This is a genomic window from Acinetobacter tianfuensis, assembly GCF_003611465.1.
GTDB classification, from domain to species: domain Bacteria; phylum Pseudomonadota; class Gammaproteobacteria; order Pseudomonadales; family Moraxellaceae; genus Acinetobacter; species Acinetobacter tianfuensis.
Genome location: NZ_RAXV01000008.1, coordinates 19,429 through 37,507, shown reverse-complemented (window position 1 = coordinate 37,507; position 18,079 = coordinate 19,429). Strand labels below are relative to the sequence as shown.

The 18,079-nt window shown below is 43.3% G+C and carries 16 protein-coding genes; 11 read left to right on the top strand and 5 right to left on the bottom strand.

The annotated features are described in order from the left end of the window. Positions 1-8 precede the first annotated feature (8 nt). The gene (gene lptM, locus D7V32_RS05260; protein ID WP_120401862.1) at positions 9-239 is read right to left on the bottom strand and encodes an LPS translocon maturation chaperone LptM; all 231 of its coding nucleotides are present in this window, start codon (positions 237-239) and stop codon (positions 9-11) included. Between the two features lie 134 nt (positions 240-373). After that, on the bottom strand, positions 374-1,777 hold the full coding sequence (locus D7V32_RS05255; protein ID WP_120401861.1) for an amino acid permease: 1,404 nt from the start codon (positions 1,775-1,777) through the stop codon (positions 374-376). A gap of 319 nt (positions 1,778-2,096) precedes the next feature. On the opposite strand from D7V32_RS05255, the gene D7V32_RS05250 reads away from it, so the two are divergent. Continuing rightward, entirely contained in the window at positions 2,097-3,452 is a 1,356-nt protein-coding gene (locus D7V32_RS05250; RefSeq protein WP_120401860.1) for an alanine/glycine:cation symporter family protein, read from the top strand. 63 nt (positions 3,453-3,515) lie between these two features. On the opposite strand, the gene D7V32_RS05245 is transcribed toward D7V32_RS05250, so the two are convergent. Then, a complete protein-coding gene (locus D7V32_RS05245; protein ID WP_120401859.1) occupies positions 3,516-3,938 on the bottom strand; it encodes a hypothetical protein in 423 nt (140 codons plus the stop codon). A gap of 183 nt (positions 3,939-4,121) precedes the next feature. On the opposite strand from D7V32_RS05245, the gene radA reads away from it, so the two are divergent. From radA to D7V32_RS05215, 6 genes are all read left to right on the top strand, one after another. Continuing rightward, positions 4,122-5,510: a DNA repair protein RadA gene (radA, locus tag D7V32_RS05240; RefSeq protein ID WP_120401858.1), complete on the top strand. Its 1,389-nt coding sequence runs from the start codon at positions 4,122-4,124 to the stop codon at positions 5,508-5,510. 116 nt (positions 5,511-5,626) lie between these two features. Further along, a complete protein-coding gene (locus D7V32_RS05235) occupies positions 5,627-6,628 on the top strand; it encodes a Tim44 domain-containing protein (RefSeq protein WP_120401857.1) in 1,002 nt (333 codons plus the stop codon). A gap of 285 nt (positions 6,629-6,913) precedes the next feature. Beyond that, on the top strand, positions 6,914-7,267 hold the full coding sequence (locus D7V32_RS05230; protein WP_120401856.1) for a hypothetical protein: 354 nt from the start codon (positions 6,914-6,916) through the stop codon (positions 7,265-7,267). 1 nt (position 7,268) lies between these two features. Continuing rightward, positions 7,269-8,954: a PepSY-associated TM helix domain-containing protein gene (locus D7V32_RS05225; protein WP_120401855.1), complete on the top strand. Its 1,686-nt coding sequence runs from the start codon at positions 7,269-7,271 to the stop codon at positions 8,952-8,954. Beyond that, positions 8,951-9,289, top strand: coding sequence for a DUF3325 domain-containing protein (locus D7V32_RS05220; RefSeq protein WP_120401854.1), 339 nt, complete (start codon positions 8,951-8,953; stop codon positions 9,287-9,289). Before D7V32_RS05225 ends, D7V32_RS05220 begins: the two co-directional genes overlap by 4 nt. Before the next feature lie 89 nt (positions 9,290-9,378). After that, entirely contained in the window at positions 9,379-9,900 is a 522-nt protein-coding gene (locus D7V32_RS05215; RefSeq protein WP_120401853.1) for a tetratricopeptide repeat protein, read from the top strand. Between the two features lie 49 nt (positions 9,901-9,949). Here D7V32_RS05215 and D7V32_RS05210 read toward each other — a convergent pair whose 3' ends face one another. Both D7V32_RS05210 and D7V32_RS05205 read right to left on the bottom strand, forming a co-directional pair. Next, the gene (locus D7V32_RS05210; RefSeq protein WP_120401852.1) at positions 9,950-10,456 is read right to left on the bottom strand and encodes a cysteine peptidase family C39 domain-containing protein; all 507 of its coding nucleotides are present in this window, start codon (positions 10,454-10,456) and stop codon (positions 9,950-9,952) included. A gap of 63 nt (positions 10,457-10,519) precedes the next feature. Beyond that, a complete protein-coding gene (locus tag D7V32_RS05205) occupies positions 10,520-11,467 on the bottom strand; it encodes a DUF4424 family protein (RefSeq protein ID WP_120401851.1) in 948 nt (315 codons plus the stop codon). A gap of 272 nt (positions 11,468-11,739) precedes the next feature. On the opposite strand from D7V32_RS05205, the gene ahcY reads away from it, so the two are divergent. From ahcY to D7V32_RS05185, 4 genes are all read left to right on the top strand, one after another. Beyond that, complete coding sequence (gene ahcY, locus D7V32_RS05200) at positions 11,740-13,122, top strand: adenosylhomocysteinase (RefSeq protein ID WP_120401850.1); 1,383 nt, start codon at positions 11,740-11,742, stop codon at positions 13,120-13,122. A gap of 214 nt (positions 13,123-13,336) precedes the next feature. Then, positions 13,337-14,173: a methylenetetrahydrofolate reductase [NAD(P)H] gene (gene metF / locus D7V32_RS05195; RefSeq protein WP_120401849.1), complete on the top strand. Its 837-nt coding sequence runs from the start codon at positions 13,337-13,339 to the stop codon at positions 14,171-14,173. A gap of 32 nt (positions 14,174-14,205) precedes the next feature. Next, positions 14,206-14,931 carry a 16S rRNA (uracil(1498)-N(3))-methyltransferase gene (locus D7V32_RS05190; RefSeq protein ID WP_120401848.1) on the top strand — a complete coding sequence of 242 codons (726 nt, stop codon included), beginning with the start codon at positions 14,206-14,208 and terminating at the stop codon, positions 14,929-14,931. 161 nt (positions 14,932-15,092) lie between these two features. After that, the gene (locus D7V32_RS05185; RefSeq protein WP_120401847.1) at positions 15,093-17,957 is read left to right on the top strand and encodes a bifunctional diguanylate cyclase/phosphodiesterase; all 2,865 of its coding nucleotides are present in this window, start codon (positions 15,093-15,095) and stop codon (positions 17,955-17,957) included. The last annotated feature ends 122 nt before the right edge of the window (positions 17,958-18,079 follow it).

Genomic DNA, 18,079 nt, shown 5'->3' with positions numbered 1-18,079 from the left:
TAAATGAATTAAGGTGTATTTTCTGAAGGCGCAGCTTCATCGGTTAAAGGTTGCTGAACTGACGCTTCTTCACGCGAATTTTCAGCTTTTTTTTGTGCATCTGCATCTGAATAGAGCAAATATTTCGAACGTTTGTCATAATTTGGGTCGCTTGGCAGCTGTAATGCGCCAGACTGGCCGCAGCCGACAAAAGCGGAACTTAGGGCGCATAAACTCATGCAGCAAATGAATTGGCGCATCTGTTCACCTATTTGGTATGTTTGTTAGAGTATAACGCAATCACTTTCGTGACCAAAACAATAAACGCTAGAGATTATCGCCAGTTATAAAAAAACGCCAGTCATTGACTGGCGTTTTTTAGCTTTTGCTTCGATTATTTATGTTTCGGTTTGTAGAATCCGAAATAACCAATAATCAAAATGACGAACCAAATTGGGCTCACCATCAAAGCTTTCATAGTATCCGCTTCTAAAGAAAGCACATAAATCATGCCAATAAAGAAGATGATCACCAGCCAGCAAGTAAACAAACCGCCCGGCAATTTAAACGTAGATTTTGCATGCAGTTCAGGGCGGGTTTTGTAATACACGATATAGCTCCAAATAATCATCAGCCATACGCAGATAAACAAAATCGTAGACAGCGTCGTTGCCAAAGTGAAAGCTTCTACCGTATTTGGAACAAAGTACTGCAATGCCGCGCCCAGCAGCAAACATACTGCAGAGAAATACAATGCATTTGCAGGCACTGCACGTTTATTTAAATGACCAAAGGCTTTCGGGCCCTGCTCTTCACGTGACAAACCAAACAGCATGCGTGATGTAGAGAATACACCGCTGTTCATAGACGACATGACAGAAGACAGTACAACCAAATTCATAATAATAGCCGCTGCTGCAATACCTGCTTGGCTGAACAAGTTCACAAAGGGTGAAATAGATGGATCAATTTTATTCCATGGCGTAACCGACATGACAATAACCAATGCCAGCACATAGAAAACAATGATACGGATTGGAATTGAGTTCACCGCTTTAGGCAAGTTAATTTCAGGGTCTTTGGTTTCCGCAGCTGTTGTACCGACCAGCTCCACGCCTACAAAGGCGAAAATCGCAATCTGGAAGCCAGCCAAGAAGCCTGTTACACCTGTCGGGAGCAGCCCGCCATGTGACCACAAATGCGTAAATGACGCCACTTCACCTGCTGTAGAAGTAAAACCGCTAAAGATCATCCACAAGCCCACACCGATTAAAACCACAATCGCGATGATTTTAATTAAGGCAAACCAGAACTCAAGTTCACCAAACAGCTTTACAGTGACTAAGTTTAAACCCATGATAAAGACAATGGCGGCAATACTGATCATCACCCCTTCTTCTGGCGAGAATGGGTTACCGCCATTAAAGAACTGCAGATAATAGATAATGGCAGATAAATCCGCGATACCGATGGTAATCCAGCATAGCCAATAGGTCCATCCGACAAAATAGCCCGCCCACGGGCCAATCAGATCCGTTGCGAAATCGATAAAAGACTTATACTGCAAATTTGACAGCAGCAGCTCTCCTAAAGCGCGCATCACTAAAAAAACCATAAAACCAATAATCATATAGATCACTAGAATTGATGGCCCCGCAAGACTGATGGTCTTTCCTGATCCCATAAACAAGCCTGTACCAATCGCACCGCCAATGGCAATTAATTGCAGATGGCGGTTAGACAGGCTGCGTTGCAGATCGCCTGATTCAGCTGGCGATCCATTGTTTTGATGATTCATTCTTAATTCAACTTCAGTGTCCAATCGGCACAAATTAACTGAAATGGTTTATAAAATACAAAAAAATATTGCCATGATCTGTATTTCCTCCTTAAGTCTTAAAATTAATTTATTTTTCTTATATACAAATTTTTGAATATCAATTAAAAAAGAACTGTGCTTTTTAATCTATGCTTGAAAGCAAACGAATTAATAAAAGCCAAAAAAAGTACTTATCACATAAAAAAACACGTCTACGCAGGGATTTGCGAACACATGGCACAACGCTTGCTAGGTTCAAGATCATAAAACATAATTTGGACATATAAGAAGAGATACGATGCAAGACCTACAAAAACTCATGGAAACACTCAGCGGCTTAGTCTGGGGACCTTACATGCTCGTACTCATCGTGGGTACAGGCGTATTCCTCACCCTCCGCCTGCTCTTTTGGCAATTCCGCATGCTGCCATTGGCTTTCAAACAAGTCTTTGGCAAACACCCTAAAAAACACGAAGGCGATATTTCACAATTTGCAGCGCTCATGACTGCACTTTCTGCCACCATTGGTACAGGCAACATTGCAGGTGTAGCAACCGCCTGCGTTCTAGGCGGCCCAGGCGCAGTCTTCTGGATGTGGATCACAGCGCTATTCGGCATGGCGACAAAATACGGCGAAGGCGTACTTGCAGTCAAATTCCGTGTTAAAAATGAAAAAGGCGAGATGTCTGGCGGCCCAATGTATTATATCGAGCGCGGCCTTGGCGCTAAATGGAAATGGCTTGCTGTTCTATTCGCACTATTCGGCACATTAGCATCCTTCGGCATTGGCAGCTCTGTTCAATCCAACACCGTTGCGCTAGCGGTAGAAAACAGTCTAGGTGTCAGCACACTGATCACCGCGATTGTGATTACCGGCTTTTCTGCACTGGTTATCTTAGGCGGCATTAAATCTATTTCTAAAGCATCATCCGTCATTGTGCCAATCATGGCGATAGGCTATGTACTTGGCGGTTTGGTGATTATTTTAAATAACTTAGAACTGGTTATTCCTGCATTAAAAATGATCTTTACTTATGCTTTTACGGGTGAAGCAGCAGCAGGCGGCGCAATTGGCGCAGCTATCCGTTACGGTGTAGCCCGCGGCGTATTCTCAAATGAAGCAGGTATGGGGTCTGCACCTATTGCAGCAGCGGCAGCTCAAACAGACCACCCTGCCCGCCAAGGTTTGGTCTCGATGACAGGTACATTTTTAGACACGATTATTGTCTGTTCAATTACAGGTATTGTGCTGGTGATGGGCTTCATCATGGCAGGCAATTCATTTGGTGATCATACTGGCGCTGTATTGACCATCAGCGTATTTGATAAATTGCTTCCGGGCTATGGCGGCTGGGTAGTCACTTTTGGCATTATTTTCTTCGCTTATTCTACCATTTTAGGCTGGAGCTATTACGGCGAGAAATGCTGCACATACCTGTTTGGCGACAAATCAATTTTACTTTACCGCTTAATCTACATTGCGTCAGTTTTTGTAGGCTGTGTCGTGACTTTAGATTTGGTTTGGTTATTTGCCGATACCTTCAACGGCTTAATGGCTGCACCAAACTGTATCGCGCTTTTATTGCTTTCGGGCATTATTGTGAAAGAGTCTAAAGACTTTATTGAGCGCCGCAAGTCAGGTGAACTGTACTAAAACCATCTTACACATATCAAAAAAAGCCGCTGATTCGAGCGGCTTTTTTATATTGGCAAAAACTTAACTTAGACGGCCTGCATCAAAGGGAGCCTCGTTCTGATCATTAAAAGTTTGCGCTGCCTTACGTTCAGCTTCAATTTCCAATGCAACTTCTAGGCTTAATACATAGAAATACACATCTTCAATTTTCATATTGCCTTCTTCATCTTCTAAATGATCACTTAAAATTTGATACGACGGATTGTCTTCATCAAATGGCAAATCAATATACAGGTCACCTAAATAGCTGTTAATGATCTCGTCATCTTCAAGCCCCATGCACGGCATATAAGCAATGCCGTTTTCATCCAGCCACGCCATTAATGTTTCGCGCGCATTATCTTCTAGATCTTTATCTTCCACATAATTTTCAAAATGTACAAAAAGCACATCCCGTTTTTTTTCACGTGCAATCGCATCAATATGATCAATAAGTAACGGCATCAGCTTTATCCATTTTAAAAAGTCTGCACGGCATTATAGCCTGCATTTTCCAAGATAAGCATTCACATCTGTTTAAACGACATAATCTGTCAGCCTAAATCAACATTTTTACCGCAAACACTTGGTTTCATAGCGCAATCACCGCTATGCTTTGAAACATTTTCGAACAATGTCTTTTTTCATATGGCTAAAGCAAAAAGTGTATACCGCTGTGAGCAATGCGGTACGGATCATTCCAAATGGGCTGGCCAATGCTCTGAGTGCGGTGAATGGAACAGTTTATTAGAAGTCACGATCGCACCTGCCGTTACACATCGCGCACAGCCCAAAACTGGCGGCTATGCAGGTCAAGCCGCAGCTATTACCACGTTAAATCAAGTCTCCGTTTCAACTGAAACACGTCTGCAGACTGGAATTGGAGAGTTTGACCGCGTACTGGGCAGCGGTTTGGTAACAGGTTCTGTCGTCTTGATTGGCGGCGACCCTGGCATTGGTAAATCGACCATTTTACTGCAGACCGCAACACATATGGCAACAGCACAAAGTTCTGCCCTCTATATCACTGGCGAGGAATCACTTTCTCAAGTGGCTTTACGTGCCAACCGTTTAGACTTGCCTACGGATCAGCTCAAAGTCATGGCAGAAACATGCGTCGAGCGCATTTGTGAAGTGCTGGCACAAGAACGCCCTGCTGTTGCCATTATTGACTCCATTCAAACCATTTATACCGAAACCTTACAATCTGCACCGGGCGGTGTATCACAAATCCGTGAATCGGCGGCCTTGCTGACCCGCTTTGCCAAAAACAGCGGCACAGCACTGTTTATCGTGGGTCATGTGACCAAAGAAGGCGCTTTAGCCGGACCACGCGTTTTAGAACACATGGTGGACTGCGTGCTGTATTTTGAAGGTCAGTCTGACTCACGCTACCGCATGATTCGCGCCGTTAAAAACCGTTTTGGCGCTGTCAATGAATTAGGCGTATTCGGCATGACGGATAAGGGGCTGCGCGAAGTTGCCAATCCTTCTGCAATTTTCCTTAGCCGCTATGATGAAGCCATTCCTGGCTCAATCGTGATGATCAGCCGCGAAGGCACACGCCCGCTGCTGGTCGAAGTTCAAGCCTTAGTCGATGATGCGCACGGTCAGCCTAGACGTGTTGCACTAGGTTTAGAGCAAAACCGTTTAAATATGCTGTTGGCGGTGATGCACCGTCATGGCGGTGTACAAACTTCAGGGCAAGACGTCTATGTCAATATTGTCGGCGGCTTAAAGATTACTGAAACAGGTTCCGACTTAGCCGTACTTCTTGCCTGCGCATCCAGTATCCGCGGCAAAGCCTTGCCGCAGCAGCTGGCAGTTTTTGGTGAAGTCGGGCTTTCTGGTGAAATCCGCCCAGTTCCAAATGGTCAGGAGCGCTTAAAAGAAGCCATTAAGCATGGCTTTAAATATATTATTTTGCCGCGAGGCAATGCACCGCAGAAACCGATTGACGGTGTCACAATTATTTCCGTTGCGCGCCTGCATGAGGCTTTAAGCGAAGCCATGAGCCTAAGTGATGAACTGACCTAATTTTCAACAAAATTTTAGATATTTTTTAATGAAAATACCAATTAGATATTGAAATTTTAACGGAATGACTGCATAAATAAGTCTAGACTATTTCTTTATTCATACAGGAAAACTCAATGGAAGTTCGACAGCGCGGTTTGATTGCTGGTTTTTTAACAGCTGCTTTATTAGTAGCGCCTTTAGCAGCTGAAGCAAAACGTGCGGGCGGCGGTAAAAGCCACGGCATGTCTCGTCAAGCTGCTCCAACACAATCTTACCAGCAGCCTCGTCAAGCGACTCCAGCACAGCAGCCTGCTGCTCCTGCAACTGCCCCAGCGAAGTCTGGTCCAGGTGTAGGCGGTATGGTAGCCGCTGGTGTTGCCGGCGCTGCAATTGGCGCAGTTGCTGCCAATGCTTTAGCAGATGACAATTCTGCAAGCCAAGCACAAGCACAGGCTGAACAAGAGGAAAAAGGCGGTATCCCAAGCTGGATCTGGATTCTTCTTGCTGCTGCTGTTGCCTTCTTTATTTTCCGCAAGATGGGCGCAAAAAAAAAACTAACGGCTAGCAACCCGTATGCTCCAAACAATGGTGCGCCTAACAGCGCGCCATTTGGTCAGCAAACTGCTGCTCCGCGCGCTGGCGACAATACCAATATTTTTGGTCAGAGTGTGGGCGGCCAAAGCGCAAACAATGGTCCGTTCGGTTCTGCTCCTGCAAATAACGCTCCACTAGCTGGCGGCGCTTATACAAATTCTGGCAGCCAGCTGCCGGACGGTACAGAACCTGCTGCATTCTTACGTGTTGCGCGTCAGCGTTTTAACCATATTCAGTCAATGAACTCTGCAAGCAACATTGCTGAAATTGAACGCTATTTAACTGCTGATCTTTACCAGTCTATGTATAACGACATCATGGCGAATCAAGATCAGGACGTAGCTGAGTTCTCTAATCTCAATGCAATGGTTGCAGACTCTGCATCTGAAAATGGCCAGTACATTGTAAGCGTGCGCTTCACAGGTACTGTAAGCGAAGACTTAAACAGCCTGCCGCAGCCATTTGCAGAAATCTGGCACTTTGTTAAGCCTGCCGGCTCTAATGATGATTGGAAAGTTGCCGGCATTCAGCAAGAAAGTTAAGACTCTATACAAAAAAAACAGCAGCTTCGGCTGCTGTTTTTTTTGGCTTCGTAAAATGCTCAAATATCATTTTTTCTATACTTCAATGATCTGCAATACACTATAAACCAATCGCCCTTTTAAAAATAATGATTATATATTTCGACATAACACCATTTTTTCAAAAAATTATTTGCATAAAGCCATAAACAAAAAGAAGTTTTAAATCCATTCGCTATTTAAAATCTAAATGTAAATTGTTATCATTTGCAAAATCATAACATCCACCCATTTAAGTTCTTCATTATGACCAGCTCACAAATCGAAGTCTCAGCGGAGCTCGCCCCAAAAACAGCACAGGTGAGAAAAAAGACTAAAACCGAAGCTTCTTTGCTCGCTTACCGCCTGATGATCCTTTACCGCTTTGCCTTAGCATTGATTGGCGGTTACGCATTAGCGTACTTGAGCGCCGTTACGATTACCCAAGTTTTTGCAGAACAGCGCGGCAGCGCAGCAATGGCCGCAACGTTGATTGCATTTACGGTCTGGACTGGTGCATTCATTTGGGTGTTTATGGTGAATAAAACCTTAAAAGCAAGCTTAGGTATTTTATTGCCTGTCCTTGCACTATTTATTTTCTGTACATTTTTAGGAAACTGATATGCGTCCAGATGCTAAAGCGGAAGGGCCGCGCCAATCCATGTCTTGGCTGCATACATGGTCTAGCTTAATTTTAGGCTGGCTGCTGTATGCCATTTTCCTGACAGGTACGCTCAGCTTCTTCCAAAATGAAATCACCACGTGGATGAAACCCGAATACCATCAATCTATTCCCCATTCTTCTCAAATTCAGCAAACGCAAGTTGCACTGAATTATTTGCAGGCTAACCACCCAAACGCAGGAAGCTGGAGCATTCAGCTGCCGAATTCAAGGCAAAATACAACACAGCTGACTATTCGTGAACAAGGTGAAGATCCGCGCGCCCGCCGCGGCGGAAAACGCATCACCATCGACAGCGCGACTGGAGAAATGCTTGAAGCCCGTGAGACACGCGGCGGCAATTTCTTGTACCGCTTTCATTTCGATCTATATGGCATGCCTCGTATTTGGGCACGCTGGATTGTGGGGATTGCAACACTATTCATGCTTGTTGCAATTATCAGCGGCATCATTACGCATAAAAAAATCTTCAAAGATTTCTTTACTTTCCGCTCAGGTAAAGGTCAGCGCTCATGGCTAGATGCTCACAATGCAACTGCTGTTTTTGCCTTGCCTTTCCATATTATGATTACTTTCAGCGGTTTGCTGCTTCTGCTGTTTACCATCATGCCATGGGGAATTGAAAAGGTCTATCCAAACCGCGGCGCATTCCTGCAAGAACAAAACCGTGCACTGGTACAAAACAATGCATCTGAAAATATGCCTCGCGCTGAACGTTCAAATCATGAAGGGCAGCAAGCGCAAGGAGACAGAAAGCGTAAAAAATCAGAAGCGCAGCCTGCACCTTTGGCTGACTTAAAACCCATGATTGAACATGCACAATTAGAATGGAAAACCAATCCGATCAGCACCGTCAGCATTATTGCGCCAAATACGGCTCAGGCTCAGGTTGAGTTGCGCGCTTTGTATGGTGAAAGCGTTGCTTTTCGCAATATTTACGCGAACCTGCAGTTTGATGGCGTGACTGGTAAAAATACCACAGATGACAGCTCAGGCTTAAAAAATCCATCTGTACCGATGGGTATTTACAATGTGGTCACTACACTGCATGAAGCTCGCGGTGTTGACCTTGCCCTTCGCTGGCTACTATTCCTTTCAGGCATTATCGGTACGCTGATGATCGCAACAGGCCTAATTCTATGGTGTGTGAAACGTGCGCCGCAGCAGCAAAAACAAGGCTGCAAATCTTTCGGTTACCGTACAATTGAAGCAACCAATATTGCAGCCATTATTGGCTTGCCTATTGCCTGCGCTGCATATTTTTATGCCAACCGCTTTATCCCAGCAGAAATGGAAATGCGTTTAAACTGGGAAATCCGTACATTCTTTATCGTTTGGGTGCTGACTTTGGTTTATGCCATTTTCCGTACACACCGCCAAGCTTGGCTAGAGCTTCTGGTTTTTGCAGCAGTGATTTTTGCACTATTGCCAATCATTAACTTTATGACCGGCGGCCAACCGCTTTGGCATACTATGGCGCATGGCCAATGGATGATTGCTTCTTTTGACTTAGCCATGTGGGTATTGGCTGCTTTATTTGCCTACTCATTTTACAAAGTCAAAAACCATAAAGGCTTGCCTCCCAAAAAAGTAAAAGCTGCAGCAAATCAAGAGGCATCAGCATGATTTTCTTTATCCTGATTTGGTCTATTTCAAGCTTAGGTTTCTTTGCGCTTGCCAGCTCAATGTCTAAGCATCAAAAGCAAATTTTTGGTCATGAGCTAGATGCTGCTAAAACAAAATACGCCGCAATTGAGGGATGGACGCTGCTGATTACAAGCTTAATCATTTGCCTGCTTTCAGGCGCAATTACCAACATGGTCAGCTATTGGGTTGCTGCTTTAACCTTTGCTGCATTTTTTACTGGACTTTGTTTAAGCTATTTAGAGACAAAAATTAAGAAAATTGCGGCATTGACTGCCTTCATTGCAGCCATTTCTGGATTCATTCACCTTATCTAAATCCCCTGCTGCATGATAAAGCCAATCTTCAGATTGGCTTTTTTAGCTTAAACCTTTTAGTCTACGCATATCATTTATGAGATGCAGTTATGATCCCGCGTATTTCTCCCCCAAAAGCCCTAATTAACCGCGCCACTGCCGGCAACGCTCAAGCTCAGTTTGAACTGGCTGAACGCTATATGCTCAGCGAACATGAAGATGATATTGAGCTGGCTGAAGAATGGGCTTTACGTTCTGCACAGCTAGGTTATGTCGAAGCGATGTACTGGCTGGGTGAGGGCTATACGGTATATGCCAAAGATTTACGTGAAGAAGACCCTGAAGAATCTAAAAAGTACTTTGAATATGGTTTTAACTGGCTGACCGAAGCCAGCAAAAGTAAACATGCCGCCGCTATTTTAGAGCTTGCAGGCTACTACCGCCGCGGTGATGCGACTGAAAAAGACCTTCCGAAATCAATTGAACTGGTACAGCAGGCAGCTGAACTGGGTGATGATCAGGCCATGCGTGATTTATCTGCCATTTATGCTCATGGTTTAGGCGTGGATATTGATGAAGAAAAAGCTGATTTCTGGGCTGACAAAGCAGCAGACGCAGCAAAAGAAGACTAAAAGTAAAGCCCATCAACGATGGGCTTTATTTGACACTTTAAATGTAGTGTTATGCATCAACCACAATGGCTTGTCTAAAGATACCCTCTACTGTTCGCTGCTGTTCAAAAATAGCAGCGGGCATCACTTCGAAACTGTCAAAAAAACTGATCTCCTTGGCATCTATTGCATACACCAGCGAGTGATTACCCTCACCTTCTAAAGTGTCGTAATACACAATCACATATTTCTTTTGCTCAAAAGCTTGCTGGATTTCTGCATAACTCAGTGCAGGTAAAATTGGCAATTGAATTTGATGTGCTGTGTTCAATTCCTTTAGATCTTCTTCACTTGGCTCTAAGTCTTCATCAGTATGAAATTGAACCTGATAGCCAAACTTTTTTAAACCTATCGCTAAACCTAAAGTGCTGGTGCCATATTCCGCATCGTAGCCGCACACATTTATAAGCTGATCAATTTCAGCATCTAAACCTAAGTGCTGCAGCAGCATCCACACGGCATAGATGCCGCCATTGGCTTCTAAATTGGCTAATGATTCTGGGATTTCCAAAGACATAACAGGAACTCAAAATTTGTTATGAAGATGATAAACAAATCAAAAAGATTTTGCCTGAAAGTTTTAATCATGACCTGATTTCACATGCACAAAAATAATGTCCAAATCCTGTTTAGGTACAAAATTCCTTTCACCCATTTGAAATTGCGTTGCGCTGATTTTCGTCACTTTACCTGCCCAGCAAAAAGAAACCAGTTCGTTGGCATCACGCTCTATGGTCAATTTAAAATCTTGAATGGGTTTAGCCCAATTGGCACCTGTTTTTAAGATATAGCCCAAAGTTTGAAATGGCGCATGCTGTGATTTGGCCTTTCTGAGTCCTAGCTTAAAGTTTTGATCCATACAATAACTTTGATTATATTCATCAGGATATAAAGCCACAGAGCCGCCCACCAGCGGTGCATATTGATGCTGTACACGAGTCACAGCATTGGCTTTAAAGGTTTGCTTCCAGCTGTAAATCACTTGAGACGACCATGAAATGACTTCATTGGGATCTTTGGGCAATACTTTTTGCAGCGCTGCATTTTTACAGTTTCTGAGTTTTGCTTCGAAAGTTTCATATTCATCATTTTGCCTGCTCCACGGATTCAGCATGTCTTTTTCCGTAAACCCGCATTGTTTAAAACTCTCCGTCATATCAATCGGGGATGTTTTTTCATCTTTTTGAATAAAAGTACGCACGTGCATTTCAGGCTGAATCGTTTTTCCATTCACCTGAACTTTAAAACTTTTGAGCAGTTTTTCTGTATTGGCAAAATCAGATTCAAAAAAATTTTCAACTTTTGGCAACGGAAACAAGACCGTTTCAGTCACATCTTGATTGCTTAAATTTTTAAACTGGTAATCGACCTTAATGATTTTTTTACTAATAAACAGGTCTTCACTGAACATTTGAATGTCTTTATTTTTCAGGTATTGCACACCGCCTGTTGCCACATAACCCGTTGAGTCATTGGATATGGCAAGAACTGGCCAAAACATCAATAAAGCCATTAAGGGTTTAGTCATTCTTCTTATACTCCCAACCGATGGATTAAATTTAAATATTCACAGCGTAATTTTACAGATCAAAAAACCTATAAGTCAGATATTAAGCATTTTCGGATTGGAACTCACTCTATTTCCAAGTACAATACTCCGCTAGTCGAGGGATGCTGCGACTTTCTTATAGGCACTAAATATAAGATCGCTAGGCTCGACGATTCGGTTGGACACTCGCTCCAATCAACAACGGCATCCGCGAACATAATGATCAATTTTTTTAAATATAGGAGATCGTGATGAACGCGGTTAATGCTTCATTTACAGATTATAAAGTTGCCGACATTTCACTTGCTGATTACGGCCGTAAAGAAATCAAGCTTGCAGAAGCAGAAATGCCAGCCCTAATGGGTCTTCGCAAACGCTATGCAGCAGCTAAACCGCTTGCTGGCGCGAAAATTCTTGGCTGTATCCACATGACCATTCAAACTGCAGTTTTAATTGAAACTCTAGTTGAATTAGGCGCAGAAGTTCGCTGGACTTCTTGCAACATTTTCTCTACGCAAGATCACGCTGCTGCAGCAATTGCTGCTGCGGGTATTCCTGTATTTGCTTGGAAAGGCGAAACTGAAGAAGAATACGTTTGGTGCTTAGAACAGCAAATTAACGTAAACGGCACACCTTGGGATGCCAACATGATTCTGGACGATGGCGGTGACTTAACTGCGCTTGTTCACGAAAAATATCCTGAAGTGATCGCTAAAATTCACGGTATTACTGAAGAAACCACTACTGGCGTGCAGCGTCTTTACGAAATGCACCGCGACGGCACTTTAAAAGTTCCTGCAATCAACGTAAATGACTCTGTAACCAAGTCTAAAAACGACAACAAATACGGCTGCCGCCACTCACTAAACGATGCAATCAAACGCGGTACAGATATGCTTTTATCTGGCCGCCGTGCGCTTGTAATCGGTTATGGCGACGTAGGTAAAGGTTCTGCTCAATCACTTCGTCAAGAAGGCATGATTGTACGTGTCACTGAAGTTGACCCAATCTGCGCAATGCAAGCATGCATGGACGGCTACGAAGTTGTTGCTCCGTACAAAAACGGCGTGCAAACTGGCAAGAAAGAAGATATCAACCTTGACCTTCTTCAAAACACTGACTTGATCGTAACGACGACTGGTAACTACCACGTATGTGACGCTGCAATGCTTGATTCATTAAAAGCGGGCGCTGTTGTTTGTAACATCGGTCATTTCGATACTGAAATCGATACCAACTACCTGCGCGGTTACAAGTGGGTTGAAGTGAAGCCGCAAGTACACCAAGTTTACCGTTCAGAAGACGAGAATAACTACTTGATCCTTCTTTCAGAAGGCCGTTTAGTGAACCTTGGCAACGCAACGGGTCACCCATCGCGTATTATGGATGGTTCTTTTGCTAACCAAGTATTGGGCCAAATGCACTTGTTCGCTGAAAAATTTGCTGATCTTCCTGAAGATCAAAAACAAGCTGCAATCCGCGTAGAACTGATTCCTAAGAAATTAGACGAAGAAGTTGCTGCTGCAATGGTTGCTGGTTTCGGCGGCGTATTGACAACTTTGACTCAAGAACAAGCGGATTACCTCGGTGTTCAGGTTGAAGGCCCGTTCAAAGCTGAGGCTTATAAATACTAAGTTTTATAAATACCTCTCCCTAACCCTCTCCTGAGCGTGCTTCAAGCACTGCTTTGAAGCTCAGCGCAAGAGAGGGAACTCTTCATTGTGAAAGCAAATTTGATGTTAACTCCAAATAACTATTACTTTCATAATGGAAGTCCCTTCTCCCTTAGGGAGAAGGCTGGGATGAGGGAAATAATAAACAACCGTATTTATAAAAAAGGATTTGAACATGTCAAAACAGATTCCAATTTCCTTTGAGTTTTTCCCAACCAAAACTGATGCTGGTGCGGAAAAGCTTAAAGTTGTACACCAAGAACTCCAGTTACTGAATCCTGAATTTTTCTCTGTGACTTATGGTGCGGGCGGTTCTACCCGTGAACGCACATTGTCAACTTTGAATGATTTCAACGGCAAAGGCACACCTGTTGCCCCTCATCTTTCATGTATTGGTGACAGTAAAGAACGTATTGCTGAATTGTTGGATTTGTATAAATCACAAGGCATTGACCGTATTGTGGCGCTGCGCGGTGATTTGCCGTCTGGTCAAGTAGGCTTAGGCGAATTGCCATACGCAACCGACTTAGTGCGTTTCATCCGTGAGCATTCAAGTGATCACTTCAAAATTGAAGTTGCAGCCTATCCTGAAATGCACCCGCAAGCAGACAGCTTCGATTTAGATATCAAACGTTTCTGCGACAAAGCCAATGCAGGCGCAAATGCTGCCTTGACACAATTCTTCTTTAATCCAGATGCATACTTCTACTTTGTAGAGCGCATTCAAAAAGAAGGTGTGAATATTCCAGTTGCGCCCGGCATTATGCCAATTACCAATGCAAGCAATCTAATCCGCTTTGCAGACGGTACAGGTGCAGAAATTCCGCGCTGGATTCGTAAGCAATTAGCAACCTATGGCGATGACACAGATTCAATCAAAGCCTTTGGTCATGAAGTGATTGTGAAACTGTGCGAACGCCTGATTGCCGGCGGTGCGCCAAGCCTGCACTTCTACACCATGAATACCACTGACCCTACACGTCAACTTGTGAAAGACCTCGGTCTTGCATAAGACATTTCGACCTATTTGAGAGTAAAACTTTAATGCCACGTTTTTATATTGAAGCTGATTTAACTGTTGATACGACTGTTGAATTAACGGAAACAGTGTTTCATCACTGGGTAAAAGTTTTACGTGCTCAAGTGGGAGAAACTGCCACTTTGTTCAATGGGCAAGGTGGCGAATACCATGTTGAATTGGTTGAAGTCGCTAAAAAGTCGGCTGCCGTCCAAGTTTTGCAATTCAATCCAAGCAACCGCACACCTCATTTTACGGCTCTCTTGGGTCAAGTCATGAGCAAAGGCGACCGTATGGATTATGCCATTCAAAAAGCGGTGGAACTCGGTGTTGCAGAAATTCAGCTGCTGACCTCTGAACGCTGTGAAATGCGTTTAAAGTACGACCGTGATCAAAAGAAACTGGATCACTGGCAAGGCATCGCGATTGCTGCCTGCGAACAATGCGGCCTAAACATCGTGCCAAAAATCCTTGCACCGGTCAGTTTAGACAAATGGCTTGCATCTGAACTGCCAGCAACTAAACTCGTGCTCGCCCCTAACAAGGACCAAACAGATGTTTTAGCCAATGCTGCACGTGATATTGCGCTGCTCATTGGCCCTGAAGGCGGCTTAAGTGAAACTGAAATTATTGCTGCAAATGAAGCTGGATTTGCCAACTGGTGTATCGGTGACCGTGTTTTACGCACCGAAACTGCGCCTGTTGTTGCTCTTTCCATCTTGAACTATCGACTAATCAATGACTTCGTCTGATTTTTTGTAGATTTGTATCAGAATTGATTGATTTTTGTGCTTTAGCCAATTAACCTTATTTACATAAAAATGTATGGCCTTGAAAGGATTTCGAGCTTTTATAAAGCTAGGCCTATAAAAAATGACTTTAATTATTACATTGAAATAAGGCATTGATATCCATGACGGAAGATCAATATGAATACATCAAGCAGTATAGCCATACTGCCCAAATTGCAAATACGCTGCGCCTGAGCCGCTATTTTCTCACCAGTATTCTAATCGTTTGCCTTTATATCTTCTGCATCTACCAAATTTATTTTCATACAGAAACCTCCATTTTTAATATTTGGTTTATTGGTACAGAAATTATTGTGAGCCTGTTTTGGCTAGTCAGCACAGTTTATTTTAAACCTGGCCAATACCAATTAACCGCGGCTCACCGCTGGCTGCAGCTGCAATGCTTTATTGTCGGCTGCTTAATCGCAAGCGGTATTTACATCCTGTTCTATCACTTACCGCAAATTAATTTACATTTCGAACAAATTCACGCTTTAACACTTTCCGCTTTGCTTCTGATTGTTTCTCAAAGTTTCAGCTTGACCTATCTCACGCAGAAGCTCAATTATTTCTGCTTAACTTTTTTACCATCTATTGTGCCCTACCTATTTGCACAATTTATATTTATTGGTGAATCCAACCATCTGTTCAGCCTAGCCATCAATTTTGGCTTAATCGTCATTCTGCTTTGCGCAACAACTTCATACCGCATCAATAACCGCCTCAGTTCTGCCTATGCCCGCAACAAACTATTAACGAAACATGCTGAACAGCAAGTTGAATGGGCCGATGACCTGTGCAAACAGCTGCAAAATGAAATCAGCCATTCCAAAGACATTGAACAGCAGCTGCAGCTGAATAACCAATTGCTTGAACAAAAAGTCCGTGAACGTACTTTTGATATTGAGCAAATGAATAAGAACTTAGAAAATCAGCAAGAAAACTTAATATTAGCGCATGAAATTGCTGGCCTGCGTCCATGGGACTGGAATATTAAAGACCGAAAAATTTGGCTAACGAACCATAAACACGAAAAATTGATTCGTGATTCTAAGCAGCACCGCATACAGCTGCAAAGTATGATTCATCCAGATGATCTCGATCATTTTAAAAATACGATGAAAACTCATTTACGCGGCGAAACAGACCGCTATGAGGTAAACTACCGTATTCAAAATACGTCAGGAAAATGGAGCTGGGTGCATGATATCGGCCGTGTTGTTGAACGTGATTCAACTAACAATAAAGCGCTGCGCATGGTCGGCATCCGCCGCGATATTCAAAAGGAACGCCTTTCTCAGGAACGGATTAAACTGGCTGCCAGCGTACTTGAGCAAGCTGCAGAAGGTATTTTTATTTTAGATGACGAACTCTGCTATATCGATGTCAACCCTTATTATGAAAAACTGACGGGCTTCAAAAGCCAGCAAATTTTGGGTAAACATCTATTCGATATTACGGCTAATAATAAATCACAGCAGCGCAGCGCGCATTATTCAGTCATCAAACAGCTAATGAACATGAACGAATTTGACGGTGAACTGACTGAAAAATTCCTCTCTGGCAAAGAGCTAACGCTCTGGATGCACATTAATGCCATCACAGATGAAGATCATAAAGTAACGCATTATATTGGTATCGTGTCAGATTTAACCGAACGCAAACTGCAGGAACAGCGCCTCTCCTATTTAGAAAATTACGATACCCTGACGGATCTGCCAAACCGCTTTTACTACAACTTCCAGCTGCATAAACTGCTGGTTACACAGCGTGACTCTCAGCTGGCTATTATTCGCCTCAATATTGACCGCTTCCGTCCGCTCAATGAATATTTAAGCCATAACGGCGGTGATGAATTATTGCGCCAAGTGGCGCAGCGTCTGCGTCTAACCAATGCCGATGCCTTATTTATGGCGCACTTAAACGGCGATGACTTCGCAATTGTGCATGAAATTTCACGCATCCGCCCTTCTATACAAGGCCATTGTGAACGTATCCGCAAAGCCTTCAGCCAGCCCTTCAATATTGCCAATCAAGAACATCTGATTACCATTTCTATGGGGGTTGCATTTTACCCAGAGCATGGCCGTCAGCTGGACTACTTAAACAATTGCGCAGAACAGGCGCTGACCGAAGCAAAAACACTTGGCGGCAACACCACGCGTTATTATTCTTCTGAAAATACTGCGCTGCTGGAGCAAGGCATTTTCTTAGAACGCGACCTGCGTAAAGCAATCCAAAACAATGAATTAATGGTTTATTATCAGCCTAAAATTAATTTCCACGATAAAAATGTCTGCGGATTTGAAGCACTGGTGCGCTGGAATCATCCAGAAAAAGGCATTATTTCTCCTGCACTGTTTATTCCGTTAGCAGAGCAAACCAGCCTTATTTCAGACATCGGCCGTATCGTAATTCAGCAAACAGCCAAACAAATCAAACAATGGCAAGAACTGGGCTTTAATAACATTTGTGTATCAGTCAACATCGTTGCACAGCAATTGCGCCGCGGCCAGCTGCTTGAAGTTTTAGATGATGCCATTCAGAAAAATCAAATTTCCGGCAGTAATTTAGAATTAGAAATTACAGAATCATCGTTGCTGGAAAATTCTGACGAAATCAAAAACACCCTAAATGAAATTAAACAGCGGAACATTCATATTTCATTGGATGACTTCGGCACAGGATATTCCTCACTATCCTATCTTGCTGATTTTCCAATTGATATATTGAAAATTGACCGCAGTTTTGTATCTAAAATAGGGCAAGACAAGCAAACAGCGATTATCAGCGCCATGATCGCTATGGGGAAAGCCATGGGCATGACTGTAGTCGCAGAAGGCATTGAAACTGAGCAGCAAATGCAATATTTGCAAGACTTAAACTGTGACATTGCACAAGGTTACTTATTCTCCAAACCGCTCCCGGAACAAGAAGCAACCCAATATTTAGAGCAAAATACACAATCAGCGACTTATAGTTACTGAATATAAGACAGTGCCTTTAGAGGCTGCCATCCCAAAAAAGCGCACAGTTCGACTGTCCCAACTGTCTAACAAGTGATATATTCAAGACCATTAGAAGCAATTACACTCCAGTTTTTCTGGGC

Coding starts and splice junctions, on each gene's coding strand:
- D7V32_RS05225 (WP_120401855.1), top strand. CDS start 7,269: ATGCGTCCAGATGCTAAAGCGGAAGGGCCGCGCCAATCCATGTCTTGG.
- D7V32_RS05190 (WP_120401848.1), top strand. CDS start 14,206: ATGCCACGTTTTTATATTGAAGCTGATTTAACTGTTGATACGACTGTT.
- D7V32_RS05205 (WP_120401851.1), bottom strand. CDS start 11,467: ATGACTAAACCCTTAATGGCTTTATTGATGTTTTGGCCAGTTCTTGCC.
- lptM (WP_120401862.1), bottom strand. CDS start 239: ATGCGCCAATTCATTTGCTGCATGAGTTTATGCGCCCTAAGTTCCGCT.
- D7V32_RS05245 (WP_120401859.1), bottom strand. CDS start 3,938: ATGCCGTTACTTATTGATCATATTGATGCGATTGCACGTGAAAAAAAA.
- metF (WP_120401849.1), top strand. CDS start 13,337: ATGTCAAAACAGATTCCAATTTCCTTTGAGTTTTTCCCAACCAAAACT.
- radA (WP_120401858.1), top strand. CDS start 4,122: ATGGCTAAAGCAAAAAGTGTATACCGCTGTGAGCAATGCGGTACGGAT.
- D7V32_RS05210 (WP_120401852.1), bottom strand. CDS start 10,456: ATGTCTTTGGAAATCCCAGAATCATTAGCCAATTTAGAAGCCAATGGC.
- D7V32_RS05250 (WP_120401860.1), top strand. CDS start 2,097: ATGCAAGACCTACAAAAACTCATGGAAACACTCAGCGGCTTAGTCTGG.
- D7V32_RS05235 (WP_120401857.1), top strand. CDS start 5,627: ATGGAAGTTCGACAGCGCGGTTTGATTGCTGGTTTTTTAACAGCTGCT.
- D7V32_RS05185 (WP_120401847.1), top strand. CDS start 15,093: ATGACGGAAGATCAATATGAATACATCAAGCAGTATAGCCATACTGCC.
- D7V32_RS05220 (WP_120401854.1), top strand. CDS start 8,951: ATGATTTTCTTTATCCTGATTTGGTCTATTTCAAGCTTAGGTTTCTTT.
- D7V32_RS05215 (WP_120401853.1), top strand. CDS start 9,379: ATGATCCCGCGTATTTCTCCCCCAAAAGCCCTAATTAACCGCGCCACT.
- ahcY (WP_120401850.1), top strand. CDS start 11,740: ATGAACGCGGTTAATGCTTCATTTACAGATTATAAAGTTGCCGACATT.
- D7V32_RS05230 (WP_120401856.1), top strand. CDS start 6,914: ATGACCAGCTCACAAATCGAAGTCTCAGCGGAGCTCGCCCCAAAAACA.
- D7V32_RS05255 (WP_120401861.1), bottom strand. CDS start 1,777: ATGAATCATCAAAACAATGGATCGCCAGCTGAATCAGGCGATCTGCAA.